The sequence below is a fragment of the Rhodanobacter terrae genome (genome assembly GCF_042657005.1).
Taxonomy (GTDB): domain Bacteria; phylum Pseudomonadota; class Gammaproteobacteria; order Xanthomonadales; family Rhodanobacteraceae; genus Rhodanobacter; species Rhodanobacter terrae.
The window spans coordinates 51087-69402 of the sequence record NZ_JBHSNG010000022.1 but is presented as its reverse complement, the minus strand read 5'-3'; the positions used below and the strand labels follow the sequence as shown (position 1 = coordinate 69402).

Below are 18316 nucleotides of genomic sequence, written 5' to 3'. Positions count from 1 at the left end.
GCTGTTGCTCTGATGTCTGGAGAGATTCAGAGCAAAAGCATCGCCCGCCAGCGGGCTCCTACAAAAGGTGGAGGCCAAGGGCATCGCCCGCCAGCGGGCTCCTACGAAACGGCGGTTCTCAGCGCGGACTGCACAGACAATCGGCGTAGATGTTGGGAGTACCGGCCCTGGCGTTGCGCAGCAGCTGCAGCTCCGGTACCAGCGCCGGCAACTGGGCAAACCAGCTCGGCAGGCGAACGCCCCACGATTGCATCAGGTGCACGCTGGCGCTCTGGTTGAGGCTGAGCAGGAATCGCTCGAAACCGCCCAGCGGCGCCTCCTGGTAGCGCACCGGATAGTTCTTCCCCAGCTTGGCCAGATTCGCGGCCTCCGCCACCGCCTGGTCCAGGCCACCCAGCTGGTCGACCAGGCCGCGTTCGAGCGCCTGCCGACCGGTCCACACGCGGCCTTGCGCAATCGCGTCGATCGCCTCGTAGCTCTTGCCGCGCGCCTTGGCGACGTTGCCGACGAAGTCGTGATAGCCCTTGTCGATGATGGCCTGGATCACCGCGCCGACCTTCGGATCGAGCGGGCGGGTGATGTCGAATGCGCCGGCCATCGGTCCGGTACCGACGCCGTCGCTCCGGATGCCGAGCTTGGCCAGCGTGTTGGGCACCGTGTAGTACATGCCGAAGATGCCGATCGAACCGGTGATGGTGTTCGGCTCGGCGTAGATCCGGTTCGCGTTCATGGAGATCCAGTAGCCGCCACTGGCCGCCACGTCGCCCATCGACACCACCACCGGGATGCCGGCCGCGCGGGTCAGCTCGATCTCGCGGCGGATCTGCTCGGCCGCATACACCTCGCCGCCGGGCGAATTGACCCGCAGCACCAGCGCCCTGGTCTTGCGATCCTCGCGCGCGTTGCGGATCAAGGCCGCGGTGGATTCGCCGCCGATCGAACCCGGCGCCTGCTTGCCGCCGCTGATCTCGCCCTCGGCCACCACGATCGCCACGCCCGGCGCGAACGCGTCGCCGCCGCGCGACACACTCGCCGCATAACGGGCCAGGTCGACCTGACGGAAGCTGTGCCCCTTGCGGTCGGCCGGCACGCCTTCCTTGCGCATCATCGTGATGAGTTGGGCGCGGGTGGCGAGGCCATCGACCAGGTGCTGGTTCAACGCCAGCTGGGCCAGATCGCCCTGCGTGCTGGCGATGTGCTGCGGCAGGTTGTCGATGTCATCGCGCAACGCTGCCGGGTCGAGTTTTCGCAATGCCGCCGCTTCGGCGAGATAGCCGTCCCACAGCCCGCCCATCCAGTAGCTGTCGGCCTGTTTGGCCTCCGCCGAGGCGTGATCGAGGATGTATGGTTCTGCCGCGCTCTTGAATTCACCGACGCGGAACAAGTGCACGTCGACGCCGAGCTTGTCGAGCAGGTCCTTGTAGAACAGCCGATAGTTGGCCAGGCCGGTGATCATCACGCCGCCTTGCGGATCGACCAGCAGACGGTCGGCGTGCGCGGCGAGGTAGTACTGACCCTGGTCCAGGTTCACCCCCCATGCGATGACCGGCTTGCCCGCGGCACGGAACCGGTCCAGCGCCGCACCGACCTCGTGCAGCGAGGCAAAACCGCCCTGCATCTCGTCCGGCAGCAGCAGGATGCGGGTGATGCGCGAGTCCTTGGCCGCCGCATCGATCGCACCGACCAGATCGCGCAATTGCACCTGCTTCGGCTTGTCGCCGGACAACCCGGCCAGCGCACGCTGCAGCGGCTCGATGCTGTACTGCTCGACCAGTCGGCCGTGCGGTTCGATCACCAGCACGCTGTCGTTCTGTATCGCGCTTTCCATCCGGCTGCCGACCACCCCTGCAGTCAGCACCAGCAGCAGCACGAACAGCACGGCGAAGAACACCAGGTTGATGATCACCAGCCTGACCATGTTGATGCCGCGCCCAAGCGTGCTCAGGAAAACCCAGAAACCGTTGCGGCGGGGCGGCGGGAGCGGTGGCGTCATGCGTGCGTATCCAGAGTCATGGGGTCAAGCCTAGCCGGTCAGGCCAGCGCGGTCATCGGCATGTGGCGGCGCCAGCGCTGCTTCCACGCACTGCGCCAGAAACGGGTGAACAACATCACGGCCGCCACCGACAGTCCGGCGATCAGGCCGATCCACATGCCGCGCGCGCCCATGCCGCGATGGAACGCCAGCCACCAGCCCACCGGCATGCCGATGATCCAGTACGCGAACAAGGTGATCGCCATCGGTACGCGGGTGTCCTTCAGGCCGCGCAACGCGCCGTTGGCGGCAACCTGGATGCCGTCGGAAAACTGGAACAGACCGGCCAGCATGATCAGCTGCGCCGCCAGTGCGATCACTTTCGGATCATGGGTGTACAGCGCCGCGATGTAGTGCGGCAGTCCCAGCATCAGGCCGGCCGACAGCAGCTGGGTGACCAGGGTCAGGCCGATGCCGCACAAGCCGGCATAGCGCACGCCGCGCTCGTCGCCGCGGCCCACCGCGTTGCCGACGCGCACGGTGATCGCCATGGCCAGGCCCAGCGGGATCATGAAGAACAGCGAGGCGATATTGATGGCGACCTGATGGCTGGCGATCACGTCCTCGCCCAGCGTGGCGATGATCAACGCCGTCGCCACGAACAGGCCGGCCTCGGCCAGCAAGGTCACCGCCATCGGCAGACCGATGCGCACCAGCGCGCCGATCCGGCGCAGGTTCGGCCATTCGAAATGATCGAACAGGCCCAGTCCGCGATAGTTGCGTCGGCAGATCACATAGACACCGAACGCCAGCATCTCCAGCCACAGCGCGATCGCGGTGGCCACGCCGCAGCCATGCGCACCTTGCGGCGGAATCCCCAGCTTGCCGAACATCAGCACATAGCCGAGCGGCACCAGCAGGACCAGTCCGCCCAGGCTGAAGTACATCGACGGCCGGGTCAGCGACAAGCCTTCGGACAGTCCGCGCAGCGCGAAGTAGCAGGTCAGCGCGGGCGCACCCCAGCTGATCGCCAGCAGGAAACGTTGCACGTCGTCGCGCAGGCTCGGCGTCACCCCGATCAGGTCGATCAGCGGTGCGGCGTGACGCACCGCAAACCACAATACGACGCCCATGCCCAGCGCCAGCCACAGCGCCTGCCGGAACACCGCGCCGACCTCGGGCCGGCGCCCGGCGCCGTCGAGCTGCGCCACCGACGGCGGCACCGCCATCATCATGCCGATGCCGCTGACGATCGCCAGCGACCAGATGCTGGCGCCCACCGCCACCGCACCGAGCACGTGCGCACTGACATGCCCCGCCAGCACCGCGTCGATCACGTTGCTGCCGATCGCCGCCAGCTGTGCGCAGATCAGCGGCAATGCGAGGTGCACAGTAGCGCGCATCTCATGCAGCAGACGGGCACGCTCGGGGCGTAAGGATTTCATCGACACAGCAGACTCCAGGGCCGGTCATTCTACCTGAGCCATTCGTCACGCTCCGCGGCAGACGGCTCTGTGCGAAGATCGCCCGCTGCACCGGAGGGGGGATCGTGATGAAGCCGCTGACCAGCTACGAGGGACTGCACTGCGCCAACTGCGGCGCATCGATGCAGGGCGAGTTCTGCCATGAATGCGGACAGTCGATCCACAGCGTGCTCAAGCCCGTGCACGGGATGTTCGAGGAGACGCTGGAGACCGTGCTGCACATCGACGGCCGCATCGTGCACACATTGCCGCCGCTGCTGCTCAAGCCCGGCTTCCTCACCCTGGAATACTTCAGCGGCCGGCGGGTGCGCTACATCGCACCGTTCCGGCTGATGTTCGTGCTGTGCCTGTTGTCCTTCTTCGTGTTTCACCTGGCGATCGACCAGGTCGCCAACAAGATCCCGACCAACGGGCACCCACTGGTGAACGTGGACAGCCGGGCGATCGAGTCTGCTGCCAGCCCGGCCGAAGTGCGCAAGGCGCTGCAGGACGAATTGGACGACCTGCAGCGCGCCAAGGAAAGCGGCGTGCTGCCGCAGAACCTGCTGGACCAGATCGATGCCGGCACACGGACGCTGCGCGGGACGGCGAGCCGGCGTCTTGTCGAGCTCGGCGCGGCGCCGATGTCGGCCGCCTCCATCGCAGCGCCTCTCCCGGTCGCTCCGGCGGCATCCCGCGACACGGCGAAAACCGGCGATGCCACGCCAGACAAGCCCCGCCAGCTGACTCACGAGCCGGAATCGCAACCCGTCCGGATCGCCTGGCTGCCGAACGTGATCAACGCGCGCCTGACCGCGCTGGGCCAGCAGCTCCACAAGAACTGGCGGACCTTCAAGCATGGCGATGCCGCGGCCAGTGCCGAGGCGAAGCAGCGGATGATCAATGGCGTCTTCGGCGCGCTGCCGCCGACCATGTTCGTGATGATTCCGATATTCGCGGCCTTGCTGAAGCTGTTCTATCTATTCCGCCGTCGGCTTTACATGGAGCACCTGATCGTGGCCTTGCACAGCCACGCTTTCATGTTCCTTTGCCTGCTGCTGATTACCGGCACCGGCATGCTTTCGACCTGGCTGCATCCCCATGCTGCCTGGATCGGCTACGCCCTGGGCTGGGTCCGGGGCCTCCTGGTGTTTTGGGTGCCGACCTACCTGCTGATCATGCAGAAGCGCATATACGGGCAAGGTTGGCCGATGACGCTGTTGAAATTCTGGTTCGTCGGCTGGTGCTACTTCTGGCTGTTGATGCTGGCCCTCACCGTCGCGGCAGCCCTCGGCATGGCCCACTGAAAACGCTTTCAGGCGGTGGACATCCCGGGTTTTGCACAGCGTCATGAACCTGTCAAGGCAGCCGACGTTCATTTGTCAATTGTGTGAACACCGGCTTAGCTCCATTCGTATATCATTGATATTAAAGATATTCTCTGCGTGACGAAAACTTGGTCAGAGCGTCCCGAGGGGCGCCACTACGGGCTTTGGAGCCCCCCCTCCCCGCTGCATCCACAGACTTATCCACAGTTCTTGTGGATAAGCATAAAACCCCCCGGTGGATAGCCACTTACCCTCGATTCCTCGATAGCCGGGCAGCAAGTCCGTGCAAGTCCAGCAGGTGGCTTTTCCTGAGCCGTCCAGAGCTGGATACAAGGGGCTGCAGTTACACTGAACCGCCACGAGGTAACCATGCCCGCCGTCCTTCGCGTCGCTCTTCCGCTCCCGCTGCCGACCTTGTTCGACTACCTGCCGCCCGCGGCGGGCGAGGCACATGTGGGCAGCCGGGTGCTGGTGCCGTTCGGCCGCGGCAAGCTGGTCGGCATCGTGGTGGCGATCGACGCCGAGGCCGCGGTCGGCAGCGCCCGGCTGAAACAGGTGCTGCGACTGCTCGACGATACCGCCCTGCTCGACACCGAGCTGATGCAGACACTGGCCTGGGCCGCCGATTACTGGCTCGGTGCGCCGGGCGAGGCGTACGCGAATGCGTTGCCGCTGGCGTTGCGCGAAGCGAAGCCGCCGCCGGCGCTCGGCGATGAATACTGGTCGCTCAGCATGGCCGGCCGCAGCGCTCACGATGCCGGCAGCCGGCGCGGCGGCAGCAAGACCTTGCTGGCGTTGCTGGCCGATGGCGCACTGAGTGCCCAGGAATTGAATGAACGCCTGCCGGGCTGGCGCGAGGCCGCGCGTCGACTGGCCGGCGCCGGCCTGCTCGAACGCAGCGAACGGCCGCCGCTGGACCGTTCGCTGCCCGCCTCATCGGCTCCACAACTCAGCGACGAGCAGCAACAAGCCGTCGCCGCGGTCGGCGCCAGTCTCGGCCAGTACCAGCCGTTCCTGCTCGACGGCGTCACCGGCAGCGGCAAGACCGAGGTGTATCTGGCGCTGATCGAGCAAGTGCTGGCGCAAGGCAAACAGGCCTTGCTGCTGGTGCCGGAGATCGGCCTGGCGCCGCAAACCGTGCGGCGCCTGCGCGAACGGCTCGGGGTGATCGTCGAAGTGCTGCACTCCAACCTCGCCGAAGGCGACCGGGCACGCGCCTGGCTGCGCGCCCGTGCGGGCAGCGCGCGGGTGATCCTGGGCACCCGCTCGGCCGTATTCACGCCGCTGCCGCAGGCCGGACTGATCATCGTCGACGAGGAACACGACAGCGCGTACAAGCAGCAGGAAGGCTTCCGCTATCACGCCCGCGACCTGGCCCTGGTCCGTGCCCGCACTCTGGGCGTGCCAGTGCTGCTGGGCTCGGGTACGCCGTCGCTGGAGTCGCTGGCGAACGCCGAGGCCGGCCGTTACCGCATGCTGCATCTGCGCGCGCGACCCGGCGCGATCCGGCCGCCGCAGGTGCAGATCATCGACATGCGCGCGCAGCGCCTGGACCACGGCCTGTCGCCGGCGCTGCTGGCGGCGGTCGCGGAGACGGTGGCCCGCGGCGAGCAGGCGCTGGTGTTCCGCAATCGCCGCGGTTATGCGCCGGTGCTGCTGTGCCACGGTTGCGGCTGGCACGCCGGCTGTCCGCGCTGCGACCGTCCGCTGACCTTGCACGCCGGTCGGCGCCAGCTGATCTGCCATCACTGCGACTACCGCCAGCGCCTACCCGCCGCCTGCCCGAGCTGCGGCGCCGGCGAGCTGAAGCCGCAAGGCCAGGGCACCGAACGGCTGGAGGAAGCGCTGATCGCGCAGTTCCCGCAGGTGCCGGTACTGCGAGTCGACCGCGAAACCACCCGCCGCCGCGATGCCTTCGAACAATTGCTGGCCACGCTGCAGGACGATCGACCGGCGATCCTGGTCGGCACCCAGATGCTGGCCAAGGGCCACGACCTGCCCAACCTCACCCTGGTCGCGATCGTGGGAGTGGACGAAGGCCTGCACAGCGTGGATTTCCGCGCCGGCGAACGGCTGGCCCAACTGGTGGTGCAAGTCGCCGGCCGCGCCGGCCGCGCGCGCAAGCCCGGCCGCGTGCTGCTGCAGACCCATCAACCGGAACATCCGCTGCTGCGCCACCTGCTGGCGCAGGGTTACGCCGCCGCCGCGCGCGAGCTGCTGGCCGAGCGCCGCCTGATCCAGCTGCCGCCGTACAGCCACCAGGTGCTGCTGCGTGCCGACGCAGCGCAACGCGAGCAGGTCGATGCGTTTCTCGCCGCCGCATACGCTGCGTTGCCGCGCAATGAACAGTTGCAGATCGCCGGTCCGATGCCTGCGCCGATGCCGCTGCGCGCGGGCCGCCATCGCGGCCAGTTGCTGCTGGAGGCCGCCAGCCGCAGCATGCTGCATGGCATGTTGCGTTCGTGGCAGCTGGCGTTGATCGCGCTGCCGTCGGCGCGGCGGGTGCGCTGGTCGCTGGATGTCGACCCGATCGATCTGTACTGACCGGCGCCGGCTGTATTGAAGAATGCTCAGCCCGCGTCGGGCCGCAACGATCCCGGCTTCACCAGCCAGCGCACCGCCAGCACGCCCAGCTCGTACAGCAGGCACATCGGAATGCCGAGCATCATCATCGAGGTGATGTCCGGTGGCGTGATCAGCGCGGCGATCGCGAACGCGCCGACGATGGCGTAACGCCGGCCGCTGCGCAGCTTGTCCAGATCGACCACGCCGACCGCGGCCAGCACCACCACCGCCACCGGCACCTCGAAACACAAGCCGAACGCAAAGAACATCAGCATCACGAAATCGAGGTAGTGGGTGATGTCGGTCATCATCTCCACGCCCTGCGGCGTCACTGCGGTGAGGAAGCGGAACGCGGCCGGCAGCACCAGGAAATAGGCGAACGCGCAGCCCAGATAGAACAGCCCCATGGCCGCGACCAGCAGCGGCCGCGCCAGCCGTTTCTCATGCTTGTACAGACCCGGGCTGACGAACGCCCACAGCTGGTAGAGGATCACCGGCATGCTGATGAACAGAGCCGTATAGAAGGCCAGTTTCAGCGGCGTGATGAACGGACTGGTCACTTCGGTGGCGATCAGGTGCGCACCTTGCGGCAACCGCGCGACCAGCGGCGCGGCCAGCTCGGCATACAACCGGTTCGCGAACGGCACCAGCGCCAGCAGCACCAGCACTACCGCCGCCAGCGACTTGAGCAGGCGCGTGCGCAACTCCAGCAGGTGCGAGAACAGCCCCTGCTGCAGGCTGTCGGCGACATCTCCGGATTCGGGCAGGTCGGACTCAGGCGTCGCCATGCGGGGAATTCCTTGCCGGTTTCGACAACGACTGCGGCTCGCCCAGCGGCAATTCGGACTGCCTGCCTTCCGACGGTTCGGCGGCCGCAGGCTCCTCGTCGGGCGACGTGGTTTCGACGACGGCCGGAGCCGGCTTCGCCAGCGCCGCGATCTCGGCGGCGGCCCTGCTGAGCGGCTCATGCACTTGCAGCACACCGTCCTTCAGTTCGTTCTGGGCCGCTTCCGCGCGGGCAGCCGCCTCACGGGCGGTGCGCTTGATCTGCTCGATCTCCAGCTCGCGCTCGACCTCGGCACGCACGTTGTCCCAGCCGCTGCGCACGCGCCGCAGCAGCGCGCCGGCGGTGCGCGCGGCACCGGGCAGCTTCTCGGGACCGAGCACGATCAACGCGATCAGGGCGAGCAGTACCAGTTTGCCGAGACTGATCTCGATCATCGCAGCGCTCCGCCCGCCGCGCGCTTACTTGGTTTCGCTGGAGTCGCGCTGACTCTGCGTGCTGCTGGCTGCAGGCGGGTCGGCGCGCAGTTGCTCGGCGGCCTTGCGCGCGGCTTCCTCTTCCTTCTGCTTCGCCTCGTCGTCGCCGCTGAGGCCTTTCTTGAAGTCGCGAATCGCCGCGCCGAGATCCGGGCCGAGGTTGCGGATCTTCTTGGTGCCGAATACCACCAGCACGATCACCAGCAGGATCAGCCAATGCCAGATACTGTCAAAACCCATAGTCAACCTCGAGGCGGATTCCAGCCGAATCGTCATGGCGCCCATCGCGCCGACACTTTGCAATAACTATCGCGAAGTGTACTCCTCAAGCCGGTCGCGGAAATCGACCACCGGCCCCGGCACGTTGCTGACTCCGCCTTCGAAGATGCGCCGCGGCGTGACGCCGGCACCGTACACGGCCTCGTTCGCGTCGTAGTCGATGCGCAGCGCAGCGCCGTCGATGGCCACGCCGGCGAAGAGGCCGCGGGCGCGTGAATAGGAGTAGATCTCGGCCTTCATTTGTTCATCGGTGGACGCGCTGGTGGTGCGCCCGACCGGGCCCGCGGCGGCGGACGCGTCGGCACCGAGCGTGAACTTGCCGCGCACGATGGAATCCACCCCGCGCTGGGTGCGGAACACCAGAACCACGTCGGTCGACGACACGCCGACCTGAAAACCCACGCTGCCGCCGGTCATGCTGATGAAGCTCGGATTGGACCAGGTGCCGTCCGGGCTCTTGACCGAGATCAGGCCCTCGCCGCGGCGGCCACCGAAGATGAACCCGACCTTGAGCATGTCGGGGATCACCGCGATCGCCCTGGCGTCGCGCAGCAAATCCTGCGGGATCGCCTTGTCCGGTGCCTGCATGATCTCGTTGAGAACGCGCACGGCATTCTTCGCGCGCACCAGCGGCGGGTCCTCGGCGTGCACGGCCATCGCCGGCAGCAGCAGCGCGAGGCCAATCAACAGCAGACGATGTCGTGGTGGCTTGATCATGGACGGCTCCACTTGGGTTCGGGTCGGGGGTACGGACGAGTCGGCACGCAGCGGCGCACCATGGCTGTGGCAGACTGCACGACTGATCCCGTCATGACTGCCACGATGCCACGCAGCAATCACTATACCGGCGTTGCCGGCCATTCCGGCGCGTCGTCCATTCAGCCCGTTCAGGCAGGCGTACTGCTGGTCAACCTGGGCACGCCGACCGCGCCGACCGCCGGCGCCGTGCGGCCGTATCTGGCCGAATTTCTCGGCGACCCGCGGGTGATCGACTACCCGCGCTGGCTGTGGTGGCTGATCCTGCACGGCGTGATCCTGCGGCTGCGGCCGGCACGGTCGGCGCGCGCGTACGCGAAGATCTGGACCGCGCAAGGCTCGCCGCTGCGCTTCGGCAGCGAGTCACTGGTCGCCCGCCTGCAGGCCGAGCTGGACCGGCAGCAGCCCGGCACGCTGCGCGTGGCGCTGGCGATGCGCTATGGCGAGCCCTCGGTGGCGCGCACGATCGAGCAGCTGCAACACGCCGGCGTGCGCCGGCTGCTGGTGTTGCCGCTGTATCCGCAGTATTCGGCCACCTCCACCGGCTCGGTGATCGACGCCGTCGCCGATACGTTCAAGACCATGCGCTGGCCGCCGGAGCTGCGCATCGTCAACGACTACCACGACGATCCCGGCCATATCGGCGCGCTGGCCGCCAGCATCGAGCACTGGTGGGCGGCAAATGGCCGCGGCGACAAGTTGCTGCTGTCGTTCCATGGCATTCCCGAACGTTATGTGCGGCTGGGCGATCCGTACTCCGACCAGTGCCAGCGCACTGCGCTATTGCTGCGCGAGCGCCTGCACCTGGGCGAGGACGAACTGCTCGTCAGCTTCCAGTCGCGCGTGGGCCGCGAGAGCTGGCTGCATCCGTATACCGACGCCACTGTGCGCCGGCTCGCCGCCGACGGCGTGAAGAAACTCGACATCGCCTGTCCCGGTTTCGCGGTGGATTGCCTGGAGACGCTGGAAGAGATCGCGATGCAGAACCGTGATTTCTTCCTGGCCGCGGGCGGCGAAACGTTGCGCTACATCCCCGCCCTCAACGACAGCGTCGAGCAGGTGGACGGCCTGGCGGCCCTGGTCTTGCGGCATGTCCGGGGCTGGCCGGAATCCACCGGGTGAATGCACCGGCGGAGCAACGTATCGTCCTGCCGCACCTCGCGCTGAGCGCGCAGGCATGGGGCGACGATGCGCTGCCGCCGCTGCTGGCACTGCACGGCTGGCTCGACAACGCCGGCAGCTTTGCGTTGCTGGCGCCGCTGCTGGCCAGGCGCTTCCGGGTGATCGCGCTGGACCTGCCCGGCCACGGCCACGCCGATCATCTGGCGGCCGGCGCCAGCTATCACTATCTCGATTACGTGCGCGTGGTGCTCGCCGCCGCCGATGCCCTGCAGCTGGATCGCTACAGCTTGCTCGGCCATTCGCTGGGTGCGGGCATCGCGGCGCTGGTCGCTGCCGCCATGCCCGGGCGGATCGAACGACTGCTGCTGATCGAAGGTCTCGGTCCGCTCGGCGACGACGGTTCGCACACGCTGCAGCGCTTCCGCGATGCGCTGACCCCGCGTGGCGACAGCCGCAAACCGCTGCGGGTGTTTCGCGATATCGAACAGGCAGTCGGCGCGCGCAGCATGGTCAGCGGCCTGCCGCCCGAGCTGGCACGACCCATCGTCGAGCGCGGCCTGATCGAAACCGAGGACGGATGGCGCTGGCGCAGCGATCCGCAACTGACCCGGCCCAGCGCCGTGCGGCTCGCCGAGCCGCAGATCCACGCCTTGCTGCGCGGCATCGAGGCGCCCACGGCCCTGCTGCTGGCGCAACCGGCTACTTCATACCTGCCCAGCGCATTGATGCAGGCGCGCGCCGCCTGCGTGGCAGACATCGCGACCACCTGCTTGCCCGGTGGTCATCATCTTCAGCTCGACCACCCGCAGGCGGTCGCCGCGTGGGCATTGGCCGCGCGGCCCGGCTGATCGTAAAACGCCGACGCATCAGCCCAGACGCCGCATGGCCCGCGCAGACAGCGGACCATGGATGCCGAAAATATGGCGGCGCCCGACTGGCCGGACGCTGCCGCACCCGCTATTTGCCGCCCACCACCAGCACCTCGAAGCCTTCGACCGGCATGCCCTTGCCAGCCTTCTGCGCACCGACCAGAAAGACCTCGTGGGTGTCCGCATCGAGCGCCAGGGTGCGTGCGCTCTTCAGCGTCGGCACGGTTGCCGCCACCCTGTAGCGCTCCTTGCCGTGCTGCGCGTACTGCTGCACCACGCTCAGCGTGCCTTCGCCGTTCGAACTCAGCACCAGCTTGCGTTCGGCATCCCACGCCACCGCGTCGGGCCGCTTGCCGATCGCGATTTCGGCAACATGATGTCCGTTGGTAGCATCGGTCACGATCAGCATGCCGTTGGCGCAGACCGAGAACAGCCGCTGCATGCCTGCGTCGAATGCCAGCCCGGTCGGGCCTTCGCACGGCGCCAGCGACCATGTCTGCAGCAGCTTGTTGGTGTTCAGGTCGATGTGCGCGAGCTGGGCGCTGTCTTCCAGATTCACCCACAGATTGCCCTTGCCGTCGCTCACCGCGAACTCGGGATTGCTCGGCAGCGCGATGGTGGTCAGCTCCCTGCCGGCGACCGGATCGATCACGCTGATGTTGTTGCTGTGGCCGTTCATCGCCAGCACATGGCCGCTGGCCGCATCGACGATGATCGCGTCTGGGTCCTTGCCGCTCACCGCGATGTGGCCGGTCACCTTGAACGTGTCGGTATCGATCACAGTGATGTTGTCGCCGTGGCCGTTGCTGACGTAGCCGCGATGCCCCATCGGGATCAGCGCCACGCCGTGGGCGTGCTGCATGCCTGGAATTTCGGCGAGCAACTTGCCGCTGGTCGTGTCCACTACCATCACCCGGTCGTCGCGGGCGATGAAGAGGTGGTGCGCGGCCGGATCCAGCGAGAGGTAATCCCAGCCGCCCACGCCGCCCAGCGCATGCTGCGCGGTGACCGCATAGGTCGGTATGGCCGGCGGCGCCAGCGGCATCGGAGGAAGCCCATGGTGAGATACGGCTGCCTGGGCAGCGGCCATCGCCGGTGCGGCGGCGGCGAGAAGCAAAGCAAATGCCGGAGTTTTCATCGATGAGTCCTGCAACGAAGGTGGGTTAAGGACGCCCTGGTCGATTCAACACAGGCGTCACCGATTCTGTCTGCTCGCAGATCTTAAGGTGCGCCGACGAAGGCAGGCTGGCCGCCTGTCGAGGAGGGGCGCCGCGGGGATGGGGGCAGACGGAGCCGGCCCCAACCGATTGAGAATAAATGACGGGGTGATGTCCAGAAGGTCCACAGGCGGCAGCGCGCGACTTGCCCACGCGGGAAGAGTCCACGGATGGACTCGGCTTTGAGGAGCGAGGAAGGCAGCCAGCCTTGGCTGCGCCACCCACTACCACCTGCGAACCTTCTGGACATCATGCCACCTGTGTTGAATCGACCAGGACGTCCTTACAGCTTGACGCGGAAACCCAAGGTATAGCTTTGGTCGTAGAACTCGCGCTGGATCGGCCGGGCATTCGACGGTCCCTCGGTGAATTTCATCCGGGTGCTGGTGAGATTCTTGGCACTGAAGAACAGCGACATGCGGCTGTCGAGCGCGTAGCTGGCACCCAGATCCAGCGAGAAACGCGGCTGCGACCAGATGTCGGTCGACGGATCGGCGCCCACGCCGAAGATGTTCTTGCTGACGTAGTAGGCGCCCAGGTTCACGTCGAGGCCACCCAGATCGTAGAACAAGGTGAGGTTGGCGGTGTGCTGCGAGGTGGAGGGCAGCAGTTCCTTGTCGCCGGGACGCAGCTCGGCGCTGGAGTCGACGTAGGTGTAGTTCGCACCCGAACCGAAGCCGCTGAGCCAGCCCGGCAACATGCCGAACTTCTGCTGGTAGTTCAACTCCACGCCGCGTGCATAGGCGTTGTTGATGTTGCCGTAGGTGAACACCTTGGCCGCCCCGGTGAAGCCGGCGAACAAGCCGTTGTTCGGGAAGCTGACACCCACTTCTTCCTTGTTGACGATGTAGTTGCTGAGCTCCTTGTCGAACACGCCGATCGAGGCGATGCCGCCGTCGTTGAGGTAATACTCCAGCGAGGCGTCGAAATTATCGCTGGTGGTGGGCTTCAGATCGGAATTGCCCTGGCTCACGCTGTCGGCCGACGGATCGATCAGCGTGGACGCGGTGATCTGATTGAAGCCCGGCCGGGCGATCGTCTTCGAGTAGCTGGCGCGGGCAATCAGGTTGTCGCGGATCTCATAGCGTGCCTGCACCGTAGGGAAGAAATCGCCGTAGCCGTGCCCGCGCGAGGTCGGCACCGCGGCCACGAAGTTGCCGTTCGCATCGAGCACGATCTGGTTCGCGCCATAGCGCGCCGCGGTGCGTTCCCAGCGCACGCCGGCGAGGATGCCAAGCTTGTCCAGCGGCTGGAACTGGTACTGGCCGTAGAGGGCGTACACGTTCTCGCTGGCGGTCGAGGCGCCCTGGGCGGCGTTCTGCTGGTCGGCCAACGGGTTCTTTTCCGGGAACAGCGTCGGATTGCCCACGAACAGGTTGCGCAGCATGTCGGCGTTGATGTTCGGGCCGTTCTGATAGTGACCGTCGTAGAAGGTGATCGGGCCGCCCATGATGAACTGGTCGAGCGGCAGCGACGGCGTACCGGCATTGAAGCTGGCGATGCCGATATGCCGATCGCGCAGGCGGCCGCTGACGCCGAACTTCAGCGCCTCGTCATCGCCCCGGAAGAGACGGGTCGGCACGGTCAGGTTGAACGCGCCGGAATACTCCTGGTCGTGCGCGTGCTCGGTGCTGTTCTGGAAGCCGCCCAGGGTGTAATTCGCCGGATCCAGCGGATCGGGGCCGGCCAGCGTGGAGAAACGCGGAAAGCGCGGGTCGCTGACGTTGTCGTAGGCAACCGTGGAGGGTGCGTCGGTGGAGAAAGTCGAGTTGTAGTCGAACAGCTTGTTGTAGGAGCCGATCGCCAGCGCGGCCAGATAATCGACACGGAAATCGTGAAAGTCGTTCTCGCCGCCGAGGGTGACGACGCGGGTGTCGATCTGCTCCTTCTCGTCGCGCAGCGTCTTGTCGAAGGTGACGGTGGGATCGATGAACCCCTGCGGATGGGCCGGATCGACGCTGGCCGAACCGGTGCCGTTCTGGAACATGTTGTAGGTCAGGCGCTGGCGATTCACCGTCTCGGTATAGCCGGCATCGAAGTAGCGTGCGTACCAGCGATTGTCGGCGTCGGGCTGGTAATCCAGCTCGGCACCATAGCCGAGCCGGCGCCGATGGTAGTTGTAATAGCGCTGCTCGAAATCGTTCATCACCTTGTCCGGCGTGCCGTTCGTCTGGTCGTCGGCATAGGCGCCCTCGATGTCGTCGACGCCGCGCTTGTCCTCGAAGTAGGCCAGCGTGCCGATCACGCTGAACGCATTGCCGGGCCCGAAGCGGCCGCCGCCGCTCAGCATCAGATCCTTGATCGGGCTGCCGCGCAGCGACTCGACGCCGCCGCCGATCTCGCCGTCGAAAAACCGGTCCTTCTGCGGCGGCACCTGCCGCGGAGTGATTTCGATAGTGCCCCCGAGGGCCTCGGCATCCTGGTCGGGGGTGTTGGTCTTGGTCACCGTGATCGCGCCGATCAGGCCGGCCGGAATCGAATCGAAGGCGACCGCGCGACCGCCGCTCAGCGGCGACGCCACGTTCGTCGGCGGCAGCCGCACACCGCCGAAGGTGGTGCCGTTGAGATCCGCGTCGAGGCCCCGGATGTTCACGAAACGGCCCTCGCCGGTGTCGCTCTCCAGCGCGATGCCGGGCATCCGGCGCACCGCCTCGGCCGCGTTCACGTCGGGCAGCTTCTGGATCTCGGTCGCCGGCAGCACGTTGACGATATTCGGCGCGTCCTGCTGGATGCTGCGGGCAAGTATGGCCGGTGTGGTCTGGGCGGTGACCTTGAGCGCCTGCAAGGTGGTGGCGCCCTTGCCGCCGACATTCATATCCTGCTCGACCCGCTGGCCTGGCTGCAGCGTCACGTGCTGTTCCACCGCCGGCTGCGGCTGTCCGTCTGCCGATTGCGCATTCACCACCAAGGTGTAGCTGCCCGCGTCGACATCGCTGAAATCGTAGCTGCCGTCGCCCTCGGTCACCGCGCTGCGGCCCAGCTCGCGCAGCTCCACGCGCGCGCCCGCCACCGGCTGCTGACCGTCGTCCACCTGCCCATGCAGGCTCGCCGGCGCACCGGCATGCGCCAGTGCCGCGCCTGTCAACGTCACGAAACCCACTATCAAGCTGCCTGCACGTGTTCGAGCCATGAAAAACCCATCCGATCCGGTGAATACGCGGGACATCGCAGGCCGGCGCGATCGCCGTGAACTCCTGCTGTCATCTGATCGACGTTAAATGGGCGGCATGACCGAATGGATGCGGGAGGCTTACCAAGCTGTAAGAAAGGCGCTGTCCGCAGACGACGCGCCTGCAGCACAACCGATCCACCACCGCCGAGCCGGGCTTGCACATGAAGATCCTGATCGTCGAAGACGACCACGCCATGGCGGCCCACATCGTTGCCGGCCTGCACCCGCGGCACCGGCACGTCGAACGGGTTGCCGACGGCTACCAAGGCCTTTCGCAGGTGGCCAGCGCGCACTACGACCTGCTGATCGTCGACCGCATGCTGCCGAAGCTGGATGGCCTCGGCCTGGTGCGCGAACTGCGCGCCGCCGGACGCGAGACTCCGGTACTGATGGTGTCAGCGCTGGGTGAAGTGGATGCGCGCGTCGAGGGACTGGAAGCCGGCGTAGACGACTACCTGGCCAAGCCGTTCGCGATGACCGAACTCAATGCCCGGATCGACGCGCTGGCGCGCCGTCCGCGACTGGGCGAACCGACGACGCGGCGGCGCGTGGCCGACCTCGAACTGGACCGGCTCAGCCGCACGGTGAAGCGTGCCGGCCGCACGATCGAATTGCAGCCGCGCGAATTCCTTCTGCTCGACTACCTCATGGCACATGCGGGCCGCGTGGTGACTCGCGCAATGTTGCTCGAACACGTCTGGGAATTTCATTTCGAGCCGCAGACCAGCGTGGTGGAGACGCACATCAGCCGGCTGCGCGCGAAGATCGACCGCGACTTCGACGGCGAGTTGCTGCATACCATACGCGGCGTCGGCTACAGTCTGCGTGCAGCGCACTGAGCCGGTGCGCAGCCCGGTATTGCGCACCGCGGCGTTCCGGATGGCGCTGTGGCAGGCCGCCTTGTTCGCGCTGCTGGGCGCGGCACTGCTCGGCATCGTGTGGCTGCGCATCAACGACTACGCGCAGGACGAACTGCGCGGCAAGGTCGCCACCGAGATGGCCAGCCTGCGCCAGGCCGACGCCGACGGCACACTCGTCGTGCAGTTGCGCCAGCGGCTCGCCGCGCTGCCGGCGGGACCGGATTACTACCTGCTGACCGACGCGCAGCGGCGGGTCATCGTCGGCAACCTGCGCTATCGGCCCGACGCCGTCGGCTGGCATGTGCTGCCGCTGCGCGGTGCGATCGGCAAGGACAACAACGACGCCGACCAGGTGAGCCTGTACGTCGCACACTTTCCCGACGGCCGCTGGCTGTCGGTGGGGCGCGACAACCGTCTGGTGGTCGAACTGGGCGAGGTGCTCGGCAACAGCTTCATCGATGTCGGCGCGCTGGCGATCGTGCTGATGCTGCTTGGCGGCGGATTGGCGAGCTGGCGTTATCTGTATCGCATCGACGCACTGGGTGCCCGTGCCGAACGCGTACTCGAAGGTGCCCAGGAACTGCCGCTGGTCGGCAGCGGGCGGGGCGACGAGCTCGACCGGCTGGCGGCCCGCCTGAATCGCCTGCTCGAACGCACGCAGGTGTTGATGGAAGGCATGCGCCAGGTATCCAACGACATCGCGCACGATCTGCGCACGCCGCTGGCGCGGACGCGCCAGCGGCTGGAGGCGAGTCTCGCCGATGGCATGGACGCGGCCGGCCTGCGCCGGACCATCGGCGAGGCGGTCGGCGACATCGACGACTTGCTGGCCACGTTCCGCGCCCTGTTGCGTATCGCCAGTGTCGAGGCGCGCCAGCGCCATAGCGGCTTCGAGCTGATCGATCTGTCTGCGCTGTTCGAAAGCATCGCCGAGATCTACCGGCCCGTGGCCGAGGACAGCGGCCACCCGTTCGAGGCCCGGATCGCCGCCGGCCAGCGCCTGCACGGCGACCGCGCGCTGCTCACCCAGATGCTGGTCAACCTGGTGGAAAATGCGCTGCATCACACTCCGGCGCCCTCGCGTCTCCGGCTGGAGCTGCAGGTGCGGGCCGATGCCACGATCGGGCGGGTGATCGATGGTGGCCCCGGCATCGCGCCCGAGTCGCGCGCGCAGGTACTGAAACGTTTCGCGCGGCTGGATAGCAGCCGCAACCTGCCCGGTGCCGGACTCGGCCTCGCGCTGGTCGCTGCGATCAGCGATCTGCACGGCATCGGCCTGGTGCTGCGCGATGCGATGCCGGGGCTGATGGTGGAGCTGCAATTTCCGCGCGCACGCATGGGTCAGGGACGCCCTGATCCAATCGACGCAGGCCTCGCCGGATAAGCCAATCCCGACCCTTCCGGCCGCCGTTCGACGCTCGCCGCACGTGCCGCGCCGGCGTCATTCGGCTAT

Annotated in this window: 14 protein-coding genes; 6 read left to right on the top strand and 8 right to left on the bottom strand. The window is 66.9% G+C overall.

Annotation, left to right across the window (positions count from 1 at the left end; translation table 11 throughout):
• Positions 1 to 118: 118 nt before the first annotated feature.
• Positions 119 to 1993, bottom strand: a complete 1875-nt coding sequence (gene sppA / locus ACFPPB_RS16465; protein ID WP_377329058.1) for a signal peptide peptidase SppA — start codon at positions 1991 to 1993, stop codon at positions 119 to 121.
• Positions 1994 to 2031: 38 nt separating this feature from the next.
• Positions 2032 to 3417 (bottom strand): MATE family efflux transporter, encoded by a 1386-nt coding sequence (locus tag ACFPPB_RS16460; RefSeq protein ID WP_377329056.1) that lies wholly within the window; start codon positions 3415 to 3417, stop codon positions 2032 to 2034.
• Positions 3418 to 3524: 107 nt separating this feature from the next.
• On the opposite strand from ACFPPB_RS16460, the gene ACFPPB_RS16455 reads away from it, so the two are divergent.
• Both ACFPPB_RS16455 and ACFPPB_RS16450 read left to right on the top strand, forming a co-directional pair.
• Positions 3525 to 4742 carry a DUF3667 domain-containing protein gene (locus tag ACFPPB_RS16455; RefSeq protein WP_377329062.1) on the top strand — a complete coding sequence of 406 codons (1218 nt, stop codon included), beginning with the start codon at positions 3525 to 3527 and terminating at the stop codon, positions 4740 to 4742.
• Between the two features lie 390 nt (positions 4743 to 5132).
• The gene (locus tag ACFPPB_RS16450; protein ID WP_377329054.1) at positions 5133 to 7307 is read left to right on the top strand and encodes a primosomal protein N'; all 2175 of its coding nucleotides are present in this window, start codon (positions 5133 to 5135) and stop codon (positions 7305 to 7307) included.
• A 26-nt stretch (positions 7308 to 7333) separates the two neighbouring features.
• On the opposite strand, the gene tatC is transcribed toward ACFPPB_RS16450, so the two are convergent.
• From tatC to ACFPPB_RS16430, 4 genes are all read right to left on the bottom strand, one after another.
• On the bottom strand, positions 7334 to 8116 hold the full coding sequence (tatC, locus tag ACFPPB_RS16445; protein ID WP_377329052.1) for a twin-arginine translocase subunit TatC: 783 nt from the start codon (positions 8114 to 8116) through the stop codon (positions 7334 to 7336).
• A complete protein-coding gene (gene tatB / locus ACFPPB_RS16440) occupies positions 8103 to 8549 on the bottom strand; it encodes a Sec-independent protein translocase protein TatB (RefSeq protein ID WP_377329050.1) in 447 nt (148 codons plus the stop codon). Before tatB ends, tatC begins: the two co-directional genes overlap by 14 nt.
• 24 nt (positions 8550 to 8573) lie before the next feature.
• Positions 8574 to 8828, bottom strand: a complete 255-nt coding sequence (gene tatA / locus ACFPPB_RS16435; RefSeq protein WP_377329048.1) for a Sec-independent protein translocase subunit TatA — start codon at positions 8826 to 8828, stop codon at positions 8574 to 8576.
• Between the two features lie 66 nt (positions 8829 to 8894).
• Complete coding sequence (locus tag ACFPPB_RS16430; protein WP_377329046.1) at positions 8895 to 9584, bottom strand: lipid-binding SYLF domain-containing protein; 690 nt, start codon at positions 9582 to 9584, stop codon at positions 8895 to 8897.
• Between the two features lie 105 nt (positions 9585 to 9689).
• Between ACFPPB_RS16430 and hemH the strand changes: the two genes are divergently transcribed.
• Positions 9690 to 10745, top strand: coding sequence for a ferrochelatase (hemH, locus tag ACFPPB_RS16425; protein WP_377329060.1), 1056 nt, complete (start codon positions 9690 to 9692; stop codon positions 10743 to 10745).
• Positions 10742 to 11593, top strand: a complete 852-nt coding sequence (locus ACFPPB_RS16420; RefSeq protein ID WP_377329044.1) for an alpha/beta fold hydrolase — start codon at positions 10742 to 10744, stop codon at positions 11591 to 11593. The genes hemH and ACFPPB_RS16420 overlap by 4 nt, the downstream gene beginning before the upstream one ends.
• Before the next feature lie 109 nt (positions 11594 to 11702).
• Here ACFPPB_RS16420 and ACFPPB_RS16415 read toward each other — a convergent pair whose 3' ends face one another.
• Both ACFPPB_RS16415 and ACFPPB_RS16410 read right to left on the bottom strand, forming a co-directional pair.
• On the bottom strand, positions 11703 to 12752 hold the full coding sequence (locus ACFPPB_RS16415; RefSeq protein WP_377329042.1) for a YncE family protein: 1050 nt from the start codon (positions 12750 to 12752) through the stop codon (positions 11703 to 11705).
• 362 nt (positions 12753 to 13114) lie between these two features.
• A complete protein-coding gene (locus ACFPPB_RS16410; RefSeq protein ID WP_377329040.1) occupies positions 13115 to 15961 on the bottom strand; it encodes a TonB-dependent receptor in 2847 nt (948 codons plus the stop codon).
• Positions 15962 to 16164: 203 nt separating this feature from the next.
• On the opposite strand from ACFPPB_RS16410, the gene ACFPPB_RS16405 reads away from it, so the two are divergent.
• A complete protein-coding gene (locus tag ACFPPB_RS16405; RefSeq protein WP_377329038.1) occupies positions 16165 to 16842 on the top strand; it encodes a response regulator transcription factor in 678 nt (225 codons plus the stop codon).
• Positions 16829 to 18247, top strand: coding sequence for a sensor histidine kinase (locus ACFPPB_RS16400; protein WP_377329036.1), 1419 nt, complete (start codon positions 16829 to 16831; stop codon positions 18245 to 18247). Before ACFPPB_RS16405 ends, ACFPPB_RS16400 begins: the two co-directional genes overlap by 14 nt.
• Positions 18248 to 18316: the final 69 nt, after the last annotated feature.